Raw genomic sequence first — 16,461 nt, 5'->3', positions numbered from 1 at the left:
CGCAGCACAACCCCTGTCTGATTCATCGTCTGTATCGCCCAACCTCTAACCTTGCCATCATGGCAGCACTGAGCAAGGTATTCGCGGCCAGGCTCGCCGGCCTGGGCGTCCTGGGCCCCGACGGCGAATCCATCGGCCGAGTTCGCGACGTGGTCATCTCGATGCGGGTCGGCAGAGCGCAACCCAGAGTCCTCGGCCTCGTGGTCGAATTGGCAACGCGCCGAAGAATTTTCGTACCGATGCTCAGAGTCACCAGTATCGAGCCCAACTCGGTTCAACTCACCACCGGCAACGTCAGTCTGCGGCGATTCACCCAGCGCGCGAACGAGATCCTGGTGTTCGCCCAGATCCTCGACTCCAAGGTGCGCGTCGACGACCCCGAACTCGACGAGCTGCACGACGCCGATTCCATCGTCGTCGATCTGGGTATCGAGCTCACCCGAACGCGGGACTGGGTCGTCGCGCGAGTAGCGGTACGCAAGCAACGTCAGCGCCTGGCGCGCCGCGGTGCCATCCATGTCGTGGACTGGCTGCACGTGCAGGGACTCACGCAGAACGAACTGTCGATGCCCGATCAGGGTGTGGCACAGCTGCTCATGCAGTTCGAGGACCTGCGAGCGGCCGACGTCGCCAACGCGATGCGCGAGCTTCCCGTCAAACGACGCATGGAAGTGGCGCGGGCCCTCGACGACGAACGGCTCGCCGACGTCGTCCAGGAACTGCCCGACGACGATCAGGTGGAGCTGATGCACTACCTCGGCGTCGACCGCGGTGCCGACGTGCTCGAGGCCATGGACCCCGACGACGCCGCCGACCTCCTCGGAGAGCTGCCCGAGACCGAAGCGGAATCGCTTCTGCGACTGATGGATCCGGAGGACTCCGCACCCGTCCGACGGCTGCTCGAGCACTCCCCGGACACCGCCGGTGGTCTGATGACCCCCGAGCCCGTCGTACTCACCGCATCGACGACGGTGGCCGAGGCGCTCGCCCGGGTACGCAACCCCGACCTGACGCCCGCGCTCGCCTCACTGGTGTTCGTGGTGCGGCCGCCCACCGCCACTCCCACCGGGCCGTACCTCGGCTGCGTACATCTGCAGCAGCTACTTCGAGAACCCCCGGCGAGTCTGGTCGGCGGCGTGGTGGACAGCGCCCTGCCGCGCTTGTCGCCCGAGGACAGCCTCACCGCCGTCACGCGATACTTCGCGACGTACAACCTCGTCTGCGGCCCGGTGGTCGACGACGAGGACCACCTGGTCGGGGCCGTGACCGTGGACGACGTCCTCGATCACCTGCTGCCCGAGGACTGGCGAGATCAGGAAGTGGCCGGACAGTGAAAGAAACAGCACGCCAGAGAATGGACACTCCGCGCGGATCGCGGATGTTCAACGTCAACGTCGATTTCGACCTCGGCAGGTCGGGCGAGAAGGCCGCGAGGTTCCTCGGTACCGGCCGCTACCTGGCGATCCAGACGGGCATCGTGATCGTCTGGATCTTCCTCAACGTCGTGGCGGTCAACCTTCGGTGGGACCCGTATCCCTTCATCCTGCTCAACCTCGCGTTCTCGACCCAGGCCGCGTACGCAGCTCCGCTGATTCTGCTGGCCCAGAATCGGCAGGACGACCGAGACCGCGTCTCGCTCGAGGAAGACCGTTCTCGCGCACAACAGACGAAAGCCGACACCGAGTTCCTCGCTCGCGAGTTGGCATCGCTGCGGATCGCGGTCGGCGAGGTCGCCACCCGCGACTACCTGCGCCGCGAACTCGACGAGATCAAGGCGCTCCTCGAGCAGGCGACGGGCCAGCCCACAGCGGCTCCGAAGAAAGCACGGAAGAAGGCCGCCGCCAGGGTGCAGGACGACGCGGGCACCCCGGAGGTCTCGGACCTCGATACGTAGCGGCTCGCTCTGTAACGGCCCGATAACGGAACAGTCTCGAATCAGGTACCCTCGATCCCGGTCATCAGGTCGGGCCCCGGTTGTCATCCGGGGAAATCAGGAGGTACAGCACGCGTGGGTCGTCACAGAAAAGCATCGACTTCCAAGGTTCGACGGAACTCGGTGATTGCTCTGGCAGGTCTCGTCCCCGCAGGACTCGTCACCGCCGCCACCAGCGCCGGAGCCACGGAATACATTCCGTTCGTCTCGGCCAAGACCACCACGGCCGCCCAGGAATCGAACTCAGTGGTGGAGACTCCGCAGCCGATCGCCCAGGACCAGCAGGCGCAGCCGGTGGCTCAGGCCGAGCAGCCGGTGCCCGCCGCGGTCCCCGCACCCGCGCCGATTCCCGAGATCCCGCCCACACCCGAGCTGCCCACCAACCTCGCCGTCAGCCCCATCGCCATCCCGGTCGTCAACGTCTCGGCGTACAAGAACGCCGAGCGGATCCTGGCCCAGCAGCAACCCGGCTGCGGCATCGGCTGGACCGTCATCGCCGGCATCGGCCGCGTCGAATCCACCCATGCCAACAACGGCAAGGTCGACGACTCGGGCGAACTGCACGAACCCATCCTCGGCCCCCGGCTGAACGGCACACTGGCCGGCAACCAGGTGATTCGTGACACCGACGGCGGGGCGCTCGACGGCGATGCCGAATACGACCGCGCAGTGGGACCCATGCAGTTCCTGCCCTCGACGTGGAACCTCTATCACGCCGACGGCAACGGCGACGGAGTCTCCGACCCCCAGAACCTGTTCGACGCAGCCCTGGCCACCGGCATGTACCTGTGCGACAACGGCACCGACATGCGCGATCTGGGATCGACCACCAAAGCGATCCTGCGCTACAACAATTCGATGGCCTATGTGGCGAACGTGCTCGCATGGTCGGCCGGCTACGCCACCGGCATCGTCCCGTCCTCGGACCAGCTGCCCCGCATTCACTGACATCGCGCCCGCGCCTGCCCTGCTGTCCATCGGCGCACGACCCACCGCCTAGCATGAGGCAATGGCTGTACTGACCGAATCCGACGTTCGGACCGCACTCACGAAGGTGATCGACCCCGAGATCCGCAAACCCATCACCGACCTCGGGATGGTCAAGAGCATCGACATCTCCGACGACGGCGCGGTCGGCGTCGGCATCTATCTGACCACTTCCGGCTGCCCGATGAAGACCGAAATCAGCGATCGCGTGAAGAACGCCGTCGCCGACGTCGCCGGCGTGGGCACCGTGACGGTCGAACTCGACGTCATGAACGACGAGCAGCGCACCGAGCTCCGCAAATCTCTGCGCGGCGATTCCGCGGAGCCGATCATTCCCTTCGCGCAACCCGGATCCCTGACGCGCGTGTACGCGGTGGCGTCGGGCAAGGGCGGCGTGGGCAAGTCCAGCGTGACGGTGAATCTCGCCGCGTCACTGACCGCTCGTGGGCTGTCGGTCGGTGTGCTCGACGCCGACATCTACGGTCACTCCGTGCCCCGGATGCTCGGAAACGACGCGCGGCCGACGCAGGTCGAGAAGATGATCATGCCGCCGCAGGCGCACGGAGTGAAGTTCATCTCGATCGCGCAGTTCACCCAGGGCAACACCCCCGTCGTCTGGCGCGGGCCGATGCTGCACCGCGCACTGCAGCAGTTCCTCGCCGATGTCTTCTGGGGCGATCTGGACGTACTGCTGCTCGATCTCCCGCCCGGCACCGGTGACGTGGCCATCTCTGTCGCCCAACTCATTCCGAGTGCCGAGATCCTCGTCGTCACGACCCCGCAGCAGGCCGCGGCCGAGGTGGCCGAACGAGCGGGCGCGATTGCATTGCAGACGCGTCAGCGCGTGGCAGGCGTCGTGGAGAACATGTCGTGGCTCGAACTGCCCGACGGTACCCGGATGGACATCTTCGGATCCGGTGGCGGACAGGACGTATCCGACAGACTGACCAAGGCAGTGGGTGCCAGCGTGCCTCTGCTGGGTCAGATCCCCCTCGACACCGCCGTCCGAGAAGGCGGAGACGCCGGCACTCCGATCGTACTGAGCAACCCGGAATCGCCTGCAGCACAAGCACTCGAAGCCGTGGCAGCGAAATTGGCAGTCCGTGAACGCGGACTGGTCGGCATGTCACTCGGAATCGACTCGGCGCGCAAGCTCTAGACACGCGTGGCAGCCGGCCTGGCTGACGGCCCCCACCCAGCTGTGGATCAATGTGGCTTTGTTGCACTCAGAGTGACTGAATCCCGCATTGATCCGAATGGGCGTGGTCGGGAGCGTCGACCGAGGATGGAGACTGCTACGTGGCGTCGGCGTCGATCGGCGGGGTATCGCCTGCAGACAGTTTCGGCTCGTTCTTGCTCATCGACACCCCACTGCGAGCGGTTCCGGCCTGTGGAGTCGGTCCGCCCACGTTCTTCGGCTTGGTCTCGAAGGGCTTGCCCTTGAAGGTGTCGTCGAGTGGGTTCTTGAAGACCGAGTCGTCACCGTCGAGCAGGTGTTTGGTGATCACCGCGCGCGGGGTCATGCCCCGGAGCTGGTTGAGATCGGCAAGCGGCTTGCGAAGGTCCTCGAAGTCGGTGCCGAGCTCGTCCTTGAGCTGTTGGCTCGCGCCGTTGGCGTAGTCCTTGACCTGCCGGATCGACTTGGACACCCAGCTGATGGCGCCGGGGAGGCGATCGGGGCCGAGGATCACGAGAGCTGCTACGAGGAGAATGACGAGCTCTCCCCAACCGATGTTGCCGAACACGCCTGCCAGCCTACGTCGTCAGTCCGAAACCGGCGTGACGGAGAGGTCCACCAGCCGTCCCGACCGGACGAGTTGCACCGGAACCGACTCCCCGATCGTCGTGGCCTGCACGGCGACGACCAGTTCGTCGGCGTTACCCACGGTGCGGTCGCCGACCTTCGTGATGACGTCTCCCTCGACGATGCCCGCTTCCTGAGCAGGCCCGCCCGAGCGCACGTTGGCCACTTCTGCCCCGGCGGAGGTGTCGTTGATGACCGATCGGGCGTTGACGCCGAAGTCGGGATGACGCATGACGCCGTCCCGAATGAGACTCTGCGTCACCTCGGTGACCTCGTCGACGGGGATCGCGAAGCCGAGGCCGACCGATCCGCCGCTCTCGCTTCGGATGGCCGAGTTGATGCCGATCACGCGGCCCTCGAAGTCGATGAGCGGACCGCCGGAGTTGCCGGGGTTGATGGCGGCGTCGGTCTGCACGGCATCGATGACGGCGTTGGTATCGGTGCCTTCACCGGACAGCGCCACGGGCCGATCGAGCGCGCTGACGATGCCGGAGGTGACGGTCTTGTTCAATCCCAGCGGCGAGCCGACCGCGATCACGTCCTGCCCGACGCGAACGTCGTCGGAACGACCGAGTTCGGCGACGGTGAGGTTGCCGACATCGGTCTTGAGGACGGCGAGGTCGGTCTTGGTGTCGCGGCCGACGATGTCGGCGGGCACCTTGGTGCCGTCGGAGAAGGTCACTTCGAGTGTCGAGTTCTCCGGGTCGGATGCCGCCAGGGAGATCACGTGGTTGTTCGTCACGATGTAGCCGGCACCGTCGATGACGACGCCCGAGCCGGTGCCGCCGGTCTCGCCGAGCGTCACCTGGATCGAGACGACGGACGGCAGGACGGCGTCGGCGACGTTGCTGATCTGTCCGCGCGGGATGTCGTCGCCGCTGGACTGGGTCAGCGTCACTTTCTGGCTGGTCAACGCGCCCGTCACCTCGGCGGTGAGGCGACCGAACAGCCCGCCTACCAATCCGATGACGAGTGCGAGAACACCGAGAGCGACGAGAGCTCGGACGGACACAGACCGACCGAACAGCACGTCTCGCACACCGAGTTTGGTGCCCGGTGGAAGAACGGGAGGGGGCGGGGAATCGAGCGCCGCGCTGCCGAGGGAGACCCGAGAGGTGGGGTCGCGCCACGGATCGGCCGGAGCCGACGGGGCGGTGTCGCTCTCGTCCTCGGCGTTCGGGTCTCGTTGCAGTGATTCATGGGCATCGTTCGGGCGACCGAAGGCCTCGGCGAGGACGGGATCGGGTGGGCGCACCGATACGCGCGAGGGAAGTTCGTCGCCGGGCCTACGAGGAGAGAAGGAACCGTCCACGTCGTCGGGACGTCCGAACACCGAGGCCGACACCGGATCGACGGAGGGTCGATACAGCGGACGCGGTGGCAACCGAGGACCTTCCGGACCGGTCCCTGCGGCCTCGGAATCTGCCGGATCGGTGCCTGCGGTCTCGGTGCTGGTCGAATTCGATGTCACGCGTCCGGTTACCCCTCGCATACGTCGGTGTGAGAGTTCAGTATCACTCGAGCGGTCGGCGCGGCTCGATGCAGGTGAGAAGAGTCGGGCACCGTCAGCGTCGTCGACGGCGGACGTCGGCTACGGCGGACATGAAGGTTCGCTTGGTGTGGGACGGCCGATCCTCGCCGGCGCAGGACGGTATCTGGCTGAGCAGACCGAGCAGAGAATGGGGCATCGACATCTCCCCTGCTCCACGCAAGGCCTTGCGCGCCTGCTGCTGGGCCTCGACCTCGGCGGCGCACTCGGGGCATTCGGACAGATGGTCGGCTGCACGGAGATAAGCGGGCATTCGCAATTCGCCGTCGACGTACGCCGCGACGGCCTCACTGGCCAGATGTTCGGTGGAGCTGAATTGCTTCGGCTTGCGCGCCTGCGTCATCCAACCCTCCTCGTAGCTAGTGGACACTTGCGTGACCGGAGTCGACCTTCCCGTGCACTCGAAGGTACTCGCGTAGCGCCTGGCGTCCACGGTGAATGCGACTGCGAACCGTTCCGAGCTTGACGCCCAGTGTCGCACCGATCTCTTCGTAGGACAGTCCTTCGATGTCGCACAGCACGATTGCGGCGCGGAACTCGGGTGCCAGCGAGTCGAGCGCGGACTGCAGATCGGGATCGAGGCGGGCATCGTGGTAGATCTGCTCGGGGTTGGGTCGGTCGGAGGGCACGCGGTCGTAATCCTCGGGGAGCGCTTCCATACGGATGCGGCTGCGACGGCGAACCATGTCCAGGAACAGGTTGGTGGTGATGCGGTGCAGCCACCCTTCGAAGGTGCCCGGCTGGTAGTTCGACAGGGAGCGGAACACGCGAATGAAGGTGTCCTGCGTCAGGTCCTCGGCGTCCTGAGCGTTGCCGGACAGACGGTAGGCCAGTCGGTAGACGCGGTCGCCGTGTTCGCGAACCAGTTCGTCCCAGGACGGCATGGTGGAGTCCTCCCCGGTCGCATCGAACACTGCGGTGCCGCTGAGGTCGTCGGGCGCGGGTACGGACTCGGGTAGACGCGCGGTGTCGCGATCGCCGTTGATCTTGTAAATAGTTGGATCCTCCTGCTCAGGACTGCGTACGTCCTTCTGATTCAACCGACGACTACCCTCGGATGTTCCAGCTCACACTTCGCAATCGAGATGGACCTTCGACTCCTCCATAGCCTGACGGACCCGCGTGTGGGTCCGGTATGAAACAGCTGAGGCGCACCTGAGAATGTGTGCGTGAGAATGTGCCCTGGGCACGATAGCCTCGGGGCGTGCCGACCAACGCCGAGAAGATGCTCGCCTACGCCGAAGACTCCGCCCAGGAGGACGAGGTTCTGATCGCAGCCAGAGAGCGAGCCGTCGACCTCGGTGCCGCCCCGGTACCGCCGTCGGTCGGAGCGATTCTGTCCATCTTCACCCAGATGCTCGGCGCGAAGACCGTCGTCGAAATCGGAACCGGCGCAGGCATCAGCGGCTTGTGGCTGCTCGACGGGATGCGCGCGGACGGCGTTCTCACCACCATCGACACCGAACCGGAGCACCAGCGCGCGGCCCGAGAAGCGTTCCGCGCGGGGGGAATAGCGCCCTCACGTACCCGGCTGATCAACGGTTGGGCGTTGGACGTGCTCCCCCGGTTGGCCGACGACACCTACGACCTGGTGTTCATCGACGCCAGTCCGGCCGACCATCCGCACTTCGTTGCCGAGAGCGTCAGGCTGCTGCGCCCCGGCGGAGTTCTGGTGCTGCACAACGCGTTGCTCGGCGGACGGGTCGCCGATCCCACTCAGCGCGACGCCACCGCTGTTGCAGTCCGTTCCGCTGCCCGGGCCATCGCCGAGGACGACCGTCTGACGACGGTGCTGCTGCCCTTGGGCGACGGGTTGATCTGCGCGTCGAGAGCGTGAGCGGCTGCGCCGCATGTGAGCGGTAACTCGTAGCGGGTTACGAATTACCGTTCACATGCCGCAGGCTCTAGATCCAGACGCCCTTGCCGACGGAGACGACTCCACCGGCACTGACGTTGAAGCGCTCGCGATCGCGTTCGTGGTCGACGCCGATGATCTCGCCGTCGCCCACCACGACGTTCTTGTCCAGGATCGCGTGCCGCACGACGGCACCCTTGCCGATCCGGACGCCGGGCATCAGGACGCTGCCCTCGACCGTCGCGCCGCTGTCGATCATGACGTTGGAGCTGAGCACCGAGTTGCGGACCGTGGCCGCGGACAGGATGCACCCGGCACCGACGACCGACTCCTGAGCCAAGCCGCCCTGGACGAACTTGGCGGGCGGCAGGTTCTCGGCCGATCCGCGGATGGGCCAGCGGCGGTTGTACAGGTTGAAGATGGGGTGCACCGACACGAGGTCCATGTGGGCGTCGTAGAAGGCATCGATGGTGCCCACGTCTCGCCAGTAGCCGCGGTCGCGCTCGGTGGCACCGGGCACGACGTTGTCGTTGAAGTCGTAGACCGAGGCGACGCCCGCTTCGACGAGCGCCGGAATGATGTCGCCGCCCATGTCGTGGTCGGAGTCGACGTTCTCGGAGTCGGCTTTGATGGCGTCGACGAGCACCTTGGTGGTGAACACGTAGTTACCCATGGACGCATAGGTGACGTCCGGGTCGTCCGGGGTGCCGGGCGGCTGCGCCGGCTTCTCGAGGAACTGGGTGATCTTGCCGTTCTCGTCCGAATCGATGCACCCGAACGCGAAGGCCTCGCTACGCGGAACCCGGATGCCCGCGACGGTGACGCCCGCGCCGGAGTCGATGTGCTGCTGCACCATCTGCTCCGGATCCATCCGGTACACGTGGTCGGCTCCGAAGACCACGATGTACTCGGGGTCCTCGTCGTACACCAGGTTCAGCGACTGGAAGATCGCGTCGGCGCTGCCGGTGTACCACCGGGGTCCGAGACGCTGCTGCGCGGGAACCGGAGTGATGTACTCCCCGGCGAATCCGGACAGCCGCCACGTCTGCGAGATGTGGCGGTCCAGTGAATGGGACTTGTACTGGGTGAGCACGCAGAGCCGGAGGTAACCGGCGTTGACGAGATTGCTCAGCACGAAGTCGATGAGTCGGTAGGCGCCCCCGAAGGGAACTGCCGGCTTGGCTCGGTCCGCGGTCATCGGGTAAAGACGCTTACCCTCGCCGCCGGCAAGCACGATCCCTAGTACGTGCGGTTGTGTCCTCACCCACTCAACCTATCCGCACCGAGAGAACCTTGCGAGCAGTACACGCACAACTGCTGGGGAATGTAGGTTCGTTCACGTGCGCGTAGCAATGATGACCAAGGAATATCCCCCGGAGATCTACGGTGGCGCAGGAGTTCATGTCACCGAGTTGTCCGCGCAGCTGAAGTCGCTGTGCGACGTGGACATCCACTGTATGGGCGCGCCCCGCGACACTGCGCAGGTGCACGACCCGGATCCCGCGCTCGCCGGAGCCAACGCTGCGTTGACGACGTTGTCGGCCGAGCTGCGGATGGCGAACGCCGCCGCAGGCGCGGACGTGGTGCATTCGCACACCTGGTACACCGGTCTCGCCGGTCATCTGGCAGCAGAGTTGTACGACGTCCCCCACATCCTCACCGCGCACTCCCTCGAGCCGCGCCGACCGTGGAAGGCCGAGCAACTCGGCGGCGGCTACCGCATCTCGTCGTGGTCGGAGCGCAATGCCGTGGAGTACGCCGACGCGGTCATCGCCGTCAGCGAGGGCATGGCAAAAGATGTGCTCGACGCCTATCCGCGACTCGATCCGAGCCGGGTTCATGTGGTGCGCAACGGAATCGACACCCAGCGGTGGTTCGCCGACCACGGCACCTCGACCCTGGACGAGATCGGCGTCGATCGAAGCAAGCCGATCGTCGCGTTCGTCGGACGCATCACCCGGCAGAAGGGCGTCGGGCACCTCATCGCAGCAGCCCACCACTTCGACCCGTCGATCCAGCTCGTCCTGTGTGCAGGCGCGCCCGATACACCGGAGATCGCCGCGGAGACCGAGCGCGCGGTGGCGTCGCTCGCCGAGCAGCGCAGCGGCGTGTTCTGGGTCAAGGACATGCTGCCCACCGACAAGATTCGCGAGATTCTCACGGCAGCAGCAGTGTTCGTCTGCCCCTCGGTGTACGAGCCACTCGGCATCGTCAACCTCGAGGCGATGGCCTGCGAAACTGCGGTGGTGGCTTCGGATGTCGGCGGCATCCCCGAGGTCGTCGACGAGGGCCGCACCGGACGCCTGGTGCACTACAACTCCTACGAACCCGATGCTTTCGAGCGAACCCTCGCCGACACCGTCAACGAGGTCGCCCTCGACCCCACGCTCGCAACGGCGATGGGCACGGCGGGCCGCGAGCGCGCTGTCGCCGAGTTCTCCTGGGCCTCGATCGCGAAGCAGACTCTCGCCGTCTACAACGACGCGCTGGCGCGGCGCCGCTGATCGGGACGACTCAGCGATTCGCCCTGCGATAGGTCGACACAGTCACCGACGCGGTGACCTCGGTGACGTCCGGTAGCTCACCCAGGGCAGCGGACCGAGCGTCGTGGTCACCGTGGCGCGACGACGGGCCCATGCCGATCAGCGCCTCGATGTCGTTGTGCGAGAGCATCATCGAGTAGTCGAGCGCAGACTCCGCCACCGGCTCGAACAGGCCGGACAACGATTCGCCGAGCCGGCGGGTCTTGTCCTCGGCGACGCCGATGAGGCCCAGTGGCCCCCGCAGCTCACGCTGATGTCGCATCGTGGGCGTGACGACGACCAACACTCCGTCGTCGACGAGGACTCGGTTCAGTTCACCGGCGTTGCGCGGGGCGAACACGCACGTCACCGCGGACACCGCACCCGACCGCACCGGAAGTCCACTCCAGATGTCCGCGACCACGGACCCCAGCCTGGGATGGGATCGTGCGGCGCGCCTGGCCGCGAACTTCGACACGTCGACGCCTATCCCCCGGGCCTCGGGGCAGGCCTCGAGAACAGCCGCGAGATAGTGACCGGTTCCGACTCCGACGTCGAGCACCACCTCGCTGTCCACCGGCACACCCGCCGAGACCGCTGCGGCGATCGGGTCGAAATGCCCCTTCTCCAGGAACACGTCGCGTGCCGCGATCATCTCGGCCGAGTCGCCGGCGAACTTGCCGCCGTCACCGGTGAGCAGACTGACGTAACCCTGCCGGGCCACGTCGAACGAATGCCCTCGATCGCACCACAGCGTCCGATCGGTGTCGCCTACACCGAGACCGGAGTCGACCTCGCGCACTCGGCACTGCGGACACAACAGCACGTCCACGACATCGGTCAGCATCGAGCACCTCTTTCACACCGGCACGCACACCCCTGGAAACAACACAAAGCCCCGCTTGCCGGTACGGCCAGCGGGGCTGAGCGATGATCGATCGACAGGGCGATCAGCCGGTGACACCCTTCAGTTCGTCACCGAGTGCCGCGGCCTCGTCGGGGGTCAATTCGACGACCAGGCGGCCGCCCCCCTCGAGCGGGACACGCATGACGATTCCTCGTCCCTCTTTGGTTGCTTCGAGGGGACCGTCCCCGGTCCGGGGCTTCATCGCCGCCATCCTCTGCTCCCTCCAGATCTGCGCCCACCAACTCGGCGCCTCGGCCTAAAAGATAAATTCGTCGCGGGGCGACGGGTGTTGACTCCTATTCTTCCCTATCGACCTCGATACCGGGAAACGGAGTCGGTATTCGTGACCTGCACCCAGCACTCCGACAGGTGATCGTCGACCATTCCGGTGGCCTGCATCAGGGCGTAGGCGGTTGTCGGACCGACGAACCGCAGACCACGCCGCTTGAGCTCCTTGGCCATGGCTGTGGACTCGGGAGTCGAGGCGGGCACTTCGGAGAACTCGGTCAGGCGCGCCGGCCTGGGTTTCGGCGCGAAGGACCACAGCAGGGTGTCGAGGTCGGTGTCGTGGAGATCGACGACGGCGCGCGCGTTGTTCACCGCTGCCTCGATCTTGAGCCGATTGCGCACGATGGACGCGTCGTTCATCAACCGATCCACATCGGCCTCGTCGAAGCGGGCCACCTGCTCCGGATCGAAACCGGCGAATGCGGTGCGGAAACTCTCGCGCTTGCGCAGGATCGTGATCCACGCCAGACCCGATTGGAACGCTTCGAGACACAGTCGCTCGTAGAGCTCGTTGCGCCCGTGAAGCGGCTGCCCCCACTCGACGTCGTGGTAATCCCGATACACAGAGTCGTCGGTGGCGCCCCACGGGCAGCGGAGCTTGCCGTCCGGTCCGGCGACCGCACTCATTGCCCGTCCGGCTCGGATACGGCCGACTGTGGGGTACCCGGGGACTGCGCGGCCGACAATCGCGAACGAAGCATGTCGATCTCGCCGCCGAGTCTCTCCAGTGCCCAGTCGACCTCACTGGGCTTGTAACCCCGCAGGCTCTGCTGGAACTTCAGCGCGCGCACGTCGGCACCGGTGACGCCCTCCGCGGGCAGAACGGTCGCGGTGGTTCCCTCGGGCAACGGGCCCAGTTCCTCACCGCGACCGAACACCGCCGACGCCACGAAGAACAATGCAGCAGCGACGACGGCAATGACGACGACGTAGATCAGCAGCGTCAACATGCCTCGATCTTGTCACGACCGCCCGACACGACTATTTCAGCGAGTTCATCGCCGGTCGATCCAACAACGACACCTCGGTCGAGAACGGCTCGAACGAGTCACCGTCGACGCGGAACTGCAGAAGACCGGCACCGGAATCGACCATCCCGCAGCGGTTGAGCATCGTCCCGACGATCTGTCGGCTCATCGCCCCGAGTTCGACCAGCGGGCGGTTGCGGTGCTTGCGCACTCCCAGATTCACCTGGCCGATCGCCCCCAGCCCGAGCCTGTCGTAGGTATCGAGCAACAGCCCGATCTCCACTCCGTAGCCGGGCGCGAACGGCACCGCGGACAGAAGCTCACGCGTACCGGCGTACTCGCCTCCGAGGGGCTGAATGACCCCGGTCAGCTCGGGCCGCAACGCAGCGAGCAGCGGCCGTGCCACCAGCTCGGTGACGCGTCCACCGCCGTTGGCGTCCTCGGTTCCGCTGGTCCGCAACGGACGGCGGTAGTAACCCTTGACGAGGTGGATGCCGTCGCCCATCAGCAGGGGGCCGAGCAACTTGGGTACGAACGCCGGATCGGGGTTGATCAGGTCGGAGTCGACGAACGCCATGAGGTCACCGGTCGACGCAGCCACCGATCGCCACAGCACCTCGCCCTTGCCTGGTACCGGGTCGACTCCTGGTACCGCTTCTTCTCTGCTGATGACCCGTGCACCGGCCGCCGTCGCGCGCACAGCCGTTTCGTCGGTGGAACCGGAGTCCAACACGATCAGCTCGTCGACGAGACCGCCGAGCAACGGGTGGATCGTGTCGATGACGGCGGCGACCGTCTGTTCCTCGTTGAGCGCCGGGAGTACCACCGACACCGTTCGGCCCGCTTTGGCGGCCTCGAGTTCGGCGACGGTCCATTGCGGGGTGTCCCAGCTGTTGGTCTCGGACCACGCCCTGGTGACGTCCGTTCGATCTGCGAGTGTCATGCCAGACCCCTGACCGTCCGCGCCGGGGTTCTCAGACCCTGGATCGCTGCCACCATGTCGACGACTCTTCTGGTCGACGCAACTTCGTGAACCCGGAACATTCGGGCTCCGCCTGCTGCGGCCAATGCTGTCGCTGCCAATGTTCCCTCCAACCGGTCGGCGAGCTCTACCCCTAGAGTCTCGCCTACGAAGTCCTTGTTGCTCAGAGCCATGAGCACAGGCCACCCGGTGTTTACAAGATCGTCCACGCGACGCAACAACTCGAGCCCGTGATAGGTGTTTTTCCCGAAGTCGTGCGTCGGATCGATGAGAATCGAATCCTTTTTCACCCCCTCCGCGACGGCGTTCTCCGCGGCGGCGGTGACTTCGGCGATCACGTCGGCCACCACATCGGTGTACCGAACACGATGCGGGCGCGTACGGGGCACCGCCCCGCCGGTGTGCGAGCAGACGATGCCGACACCTTCGGCGGCAGCGACGCGCACCAGCTCCGGGTCGGCCCCGGCCCACGTGTCGTTGATCAGATCCGCGCCGACGCCACAGGCCAGTCGAGCGACCTCGCTGCGCCAGGTGTCCACACTGATCAGCAGCTCCGGATACGCGTCCCGGATGGCCTCGACGAACGGAACGACACGGCGAATCTCCTCCTCGGCGTCGACGATGGCGCCGGGGCCGGCCTTCACACCGCCGATGTCGATCATGTCGGCACCCTCCGCGACGGCCCGGTGCACCGACGCCATCGCTGCGTCGTCGGAAAAGTTCGCACCCCCGTCGTAGAACGAATCGGGGGTGCGATTGACGATCGCCATGACCAATGCGCGATCGTCGGCGACCGGTTTGCCGCAGAGAGTGCTCATGAAATCAATAGTGGCACGTGGGCATATTTCGAGTGCTCAGCCCTTGGGTGCCTTGCCTGCGGCGACCTCGGCCACGTAACCGTCGTACGCCTTCTCGTAGCCACCGGACTTGCCACGCAGCACGTACAGGTCGCTGTCGCTGTCCTCTTCGTAGCCGAGCTTTCGCAGGGCCACCTTCTGGCTCTTGAACGTCGACGTCTGCTCGAGGCTCTCGACGACCCTGACGAAGAGGGGCACCGCGTACGTCGGGAGCTTGTCGTAGAGGTGCTCGGCCATCGTCTTGCCGTCGAAGGTCTCGCCTTCGCGCAGCGTCACCGCAGCCATGCCTGCTTTGCCGTCGGTTCCCTCGATGTCGACGCCGTACACGACGGCACCGTCGATCGACGAGTGCCCACCCAGGGCTCCCTCGACCTGTGTGGTCGCGACGTTCTCGCCCTTCCAGCGGAAGGTGTCACCGAGGCGGTCGACGAACGCGACGTGCATGAAGCCCTGCTTGCGGACCAGGTCGCCGGTGTCGAACCAAGCGTCGCCGTCCTTGAATCCGTCGCGCACCAGCTTCTTCTCGGTGGCCTTGTCGTCGGAGTAGCCGTCGAACGGTGCTCGGTCGGTGACCTTGGACAGCAGCAGTCCGACCTCGCCGTTGCCGACCTTGCGGAGCTTGCCGTCCTGGCCGCGCTTGGCCTTGCCGGACTCCTCGTCGTACTGGACGACGGCGTACGGCAACGGGCAGACGCCTGCGGTCTTCTTCATGTTCAGGGCGTTGATGAATGCGATGTTGCACTCGCTGGCACCGTAGAACTCGGCAACGCGGGAGATGCCGAATCGCTGGGTGAACTCTTCCCAGATCTCCGGGCGCAGTCCGTTGCCGACGATCAGCTTGACCGAGTTGTCCCGATCGGAAGGCTTCTCCGGCTGTGTCAGCAGGTAGCGGCACAGCTCACCGATGTAGGTGAACGCGGTGGCCTTGTTGAGCCGGATGTCGTCCCAGAAGTTGCTCACCGAGAACTGCTTGCCGATGGCCATCGTCGCGCCGCCTGCGAGCACCGAGGACAGCGTCACCGTCAGCGCATTGTTGTGGTAGAGCGGCAGGCAGCAGTAGATGACGTCGTTGCTGCGCAGCCGCACACCCATGTTACCCAGACCGGACATCGACTTGAGCCAGCGGAAGTGGCTCATCAGGCTGGCCTTCGGCATGCCGGTGGTGCCCGAGGTGAAGATGTAGAACGCCTTCTCCTTGGCCTGGATCTCGGCGGTGACCTTCGGATTGGCCGTCGACGCCGACGCCGCGAGCTCGGCCAGCTTCTTCAGCGGCAGTACTGCTCCGACCTTCGGCTCCCCGTCGAGCGAATCGAGAGCTTCCTGTGCGCTCTCGTCCAGCACGAGGACCTTCGCGTCGAGAATGCCGAGGCTGTGCTCGAGCACGTCACCGCGCTGGTTGTAGTTCAGCATTCCCGCCGTGGCACCGAGCTTGACGGTAGCGAGCGCGGCGAACAGTGCCTCCGGCCTGTTCTTGCTGAGAATGCCGACGACGTCGCCGCGCTTCACCCCGTGGTCCGCGAATACCGCGGCGTACTGGTTGACGAGTTCGTTCGCGTCCCGATAGGTGATCGATTCGCCCTCGAACCGCACGAACGGACGGTCGCTGTTCTTCGCGGCGGCGTCCTGGAAGACCTGACCGATCGACGCTTTGTGGTCGGGCTTGCGGGTGAATCCCGCCAGGCCCTTGAGCAGACTAGGCACCTCCGTCACCATTTTCGGCAACGCGACCGCGAGGTCGGTCACTCCAATTTTCTGACGGGCATCGACAGCCATGAACTCCCCTTTGAAGACGATGTGAGATTTCTTACC

At 65.7% G+C, this 16,461-nt stretch carries 18 protein-coding genes; 6 read left to right on the top strand and 12 right to left on the bottom strand.

Annotation, left to right across the window (positions count from 1 at the left end):
• Positions 1-59: 59 nt before the first annotated feature.
• From CH283_RS03585 to CH283_RS03570, 4 genes are all read left to right on the top strand, one after another.
• Entirely contained in the window at positions 60-1,334 is a 1,275-nt protein-coding gene (locus CH283_RS03585; protein ID WP_068053108.1) for a magnesium transporter MgtE N-terminal domain-containing protein, read from the top strand.
• A gap of 20 nt (positions 1,335-1,354) precedes the next feature.
• Entirely contained in the window at positions 1,355-1,894 is a 540-nt protein-coding gene (locus CH283_RS03580) for a DUF1003 domain-containing protein (RefSeq protein ID WP_068053104.1), read from the top strand.
• A 114-nt stretch (positions 1,895-2,008) separates the two neighbouring features.
• Positions 2,009-2,881, top strand: coding sequence for a lytic transglycosylase domain-containing protein (locus CH283_RS03575; protein WP_068053102.1), 873 nt, complete (start codon positions 2,009-2,011; stop codon positions 2,879-2,881).
• Between the two features lie 61 nt (positions 2,882-2,942).
• Positions 2,943-4,079: an Mrp/NBP35 family ATP-binding protein gene (locus CH283_RS03570; RefSeq protein ID WP_068053099.1), complete on the top strand. Its 1,137-nt coding sequence runs from the start codon at positions 2,943-2,945 to the stop codon at positions 4,077-4,079.
• A 136-nt stretch (positions 4,080-4,215) separates the two neighbouring features.
• Here CH283_RS03570 and tatB read toward each other — a convergent pair whose 3' ends face one another.
• From tatB to sigE, 4 genes are all read right to left on the bottom strand, one after another.
• Positions 4,216-4,665, bottom strand: coding sequence for a Sec-independent protein translocase protein TatB (gene tatB, locus CH283_RS03565; RefSeq protein ID WP_094641293.1), 450 nt, complete (start codon positions 4,663-4,665; stop codon positions 4,216-4,218).
• 18 nt (positions 4,666-4,683) lie between these two features.
• Positions 4,684-6,216 (bottom strand): S1C family serine protease, encoded by a 1,533-nt coding sequence (locus CH283_RS03560; protein ID WP_373557658.1) that lies wholly within the window; start codon positions 6,214-6,216, stop codon positions 4,684-4,686.
• Between the two features lie 73 nt (positions 6,217-6,289).
• Complete coding sequence (locus tag CH283_RS03555; RefSeq protein ID WP_068053118.1) at positions 6,290-6,616, bottom strand: anti-sigma factor family protein; 327 nt, start codon at positions 6,614-6,616, stop codon at positions 6,290-6,292.
• A 16-nt stretch (positions 6,617-6,632) separates the two neighbouring features.
• Positions 6,633-7,259: an RNA polymerase sigma factor SigE gene (gene sigE / locus CH283_RS03550; protein ID WP_052047749.1), complete on the bottom strand. Its 627-nt coding sequence runs from the start codon at positions 7,257-7,259 to the stop codon at positions 6,633-6,635.
• Positions 7,260-7,498: 239 nt separating this feature from the next.
• On the opposite strand from sigE, the gene CH283_RS03545 reads away from it, so the two are divergent.
• The gene (locus CH283_RS03545; RefSeq protein WP_068053115.1) at positions 7,499-8,110 is read left to right on the top strand and encodes an O-methyltransferase; all 612 of its coding nucleotides are present in this window, start codon (positions 7,499-7,501) and stop codon (positions 8,108-8,110) included.
• Positions 8,111-8,177: 67 nt separating this feature from the next.
• Here CH283_RS03545 and glgC read toward each other — a convergent pair whose 3' ends face one another.
• Positions 8,178-9,392 carry a glucose-1-phosphate adenylyltransferase gene (gene glgC / locus CH283_RS03540; protein WP_032394095.1) on the bottom strand — a complete coding sequence of 405 codons (1,215 nt, stop codon included), beginning with the start codon at positions 9,390-9,392 and terminating at the stop codon, positions 8,178-8,180.
• A gap of 76 nt (positions 9,393-9,468) precedes the next feature.
• Between glgC and glgA the strand changes: the two genes are divergently transcribed.
• Positions 9,469-10,632 carry a glycogen synthase gene (gene glgA, locus CH283_RS03535; protein ID WP_094641291.1) on the top strand — a complete coding sequence of 388 codons (1,164 nt, stop codon included), beginning with the start codon at positions 9,469-9,471 and terminating at the stop codon, positions 10,630-10,632.
• Between the two features lie 10 nt (positions 10,633-10,642).
• Here glgA and CH283_RS03530 read toward each other — a convergent pair whose 3' ends face one another.
• The 7 genes from CH283_RS03530 to CH283_RS03500 all read right to left on the bottom strand — a co-directional run bounded on the left by CH283_RS03530 (position 10,643) and on the right by CH283_RS03500 (position 16,425).
• Entirely contained in the window at positions 10,643-11,497 is an 855-nt protein-coding gene (locus CH283_RS03530; RefSeq protein ID WP_094641289.1) for a methyltransferase domain-containing protein, read from the bottom strand.
• 103 nt (positions 11,498-11,600) lie between these two features.
• Positions 11,601-11,768 carry a DUF3117 domain-containing protein gene (locus CH283_RS03525; RefSeq protein WP_008714277.1) on the bottom strand — a complete coding sequence of 56 codons (168 nt, stop codon included), beginning with the start codon at positions 11,766-11,768 and terminating at the stop codon, positions 11,601-11,603.
• Between the two features lie 95 nt (positions 11,769-11,863).
• Positions 11,864-12,472 (bottom strand): DNA-3-methyladenine glycosylase I, encoded by a 609-nt coding sequence (locus CH283_RS03520; protein ID WP_094641287.1) that lies wholly within the window; start codon positions 12,470-12,472, stop codon positions 11,864-11,866.
• The gene (locus CH283_RS03515) at positions 12,469-12,795 is read right to left on the bottom strand and encodes a DivIVA domain-containing protein (protein ID WP_094641285.1); all 327 of its coding nucleotides are present in this window, start codon (positions 12,793-12,795) and stop codon (positions 12,469-12,471) included. Before CH283_RS03515 ends, CH283_RS03520 begins: the two co-directional genes overlap by 4 nt.
• A 31-nt stretch (positions 12,796-12,826) precedes the next feature.
• Positions 12,827-13,756 carry a glucosyl-3-phosphoglycerate synthase gene (locus tag CH283_RS03510; protein WP_094641283.1) on the bottom strand — a complete coding sequence of 310 codons (930 nt, stop codon included), beginning with the start codon at positions 13,754-13,756 and terminating at the stop codon, positions 12,827-12,829.
• Positions 13,753-14,613, bottom strand: coding sequence for a dihydropteroate synthase (folP, locus tag CH283_RS03505; RefSeq protein ID WP_094641281.1), 861 nt, complete (start codon positions 14,611-14,613; stop codon positions 13,753-13,755). Before folP ends, CH283_RS03510 begins: the two co-directional genes overlap by 4 nt.
• 36 nt (positions 14,614-14,649) lie before the next feature.
• Positions 14,650-16,425 (bottom strand): long-chain-acyl-CoA synthetase, encoded by a 1,776-nt coding sequence (locus tag CH283_RS03500; protein ID WP_094641279.1) that lies wholly within the window; start codon positions 16,423-16,425, stop codon positions 14,650-14,652.
• Between the last annotated feature and the right edge of the window lie 36 nt (positions 16,426-16,461).

Source organism: Rhodococcus sp. 05-2254-2 (genome assembly GCF_002259095.1).
Lineage (GTDB): Bacteria > Actinomycetota > Actinomycetes > Mycobacteriales > Mycobacteriaceae > Rhodococcoides.
This window is presented reverse-complemented; position numbering and strand designations above follow the sequence as displayed.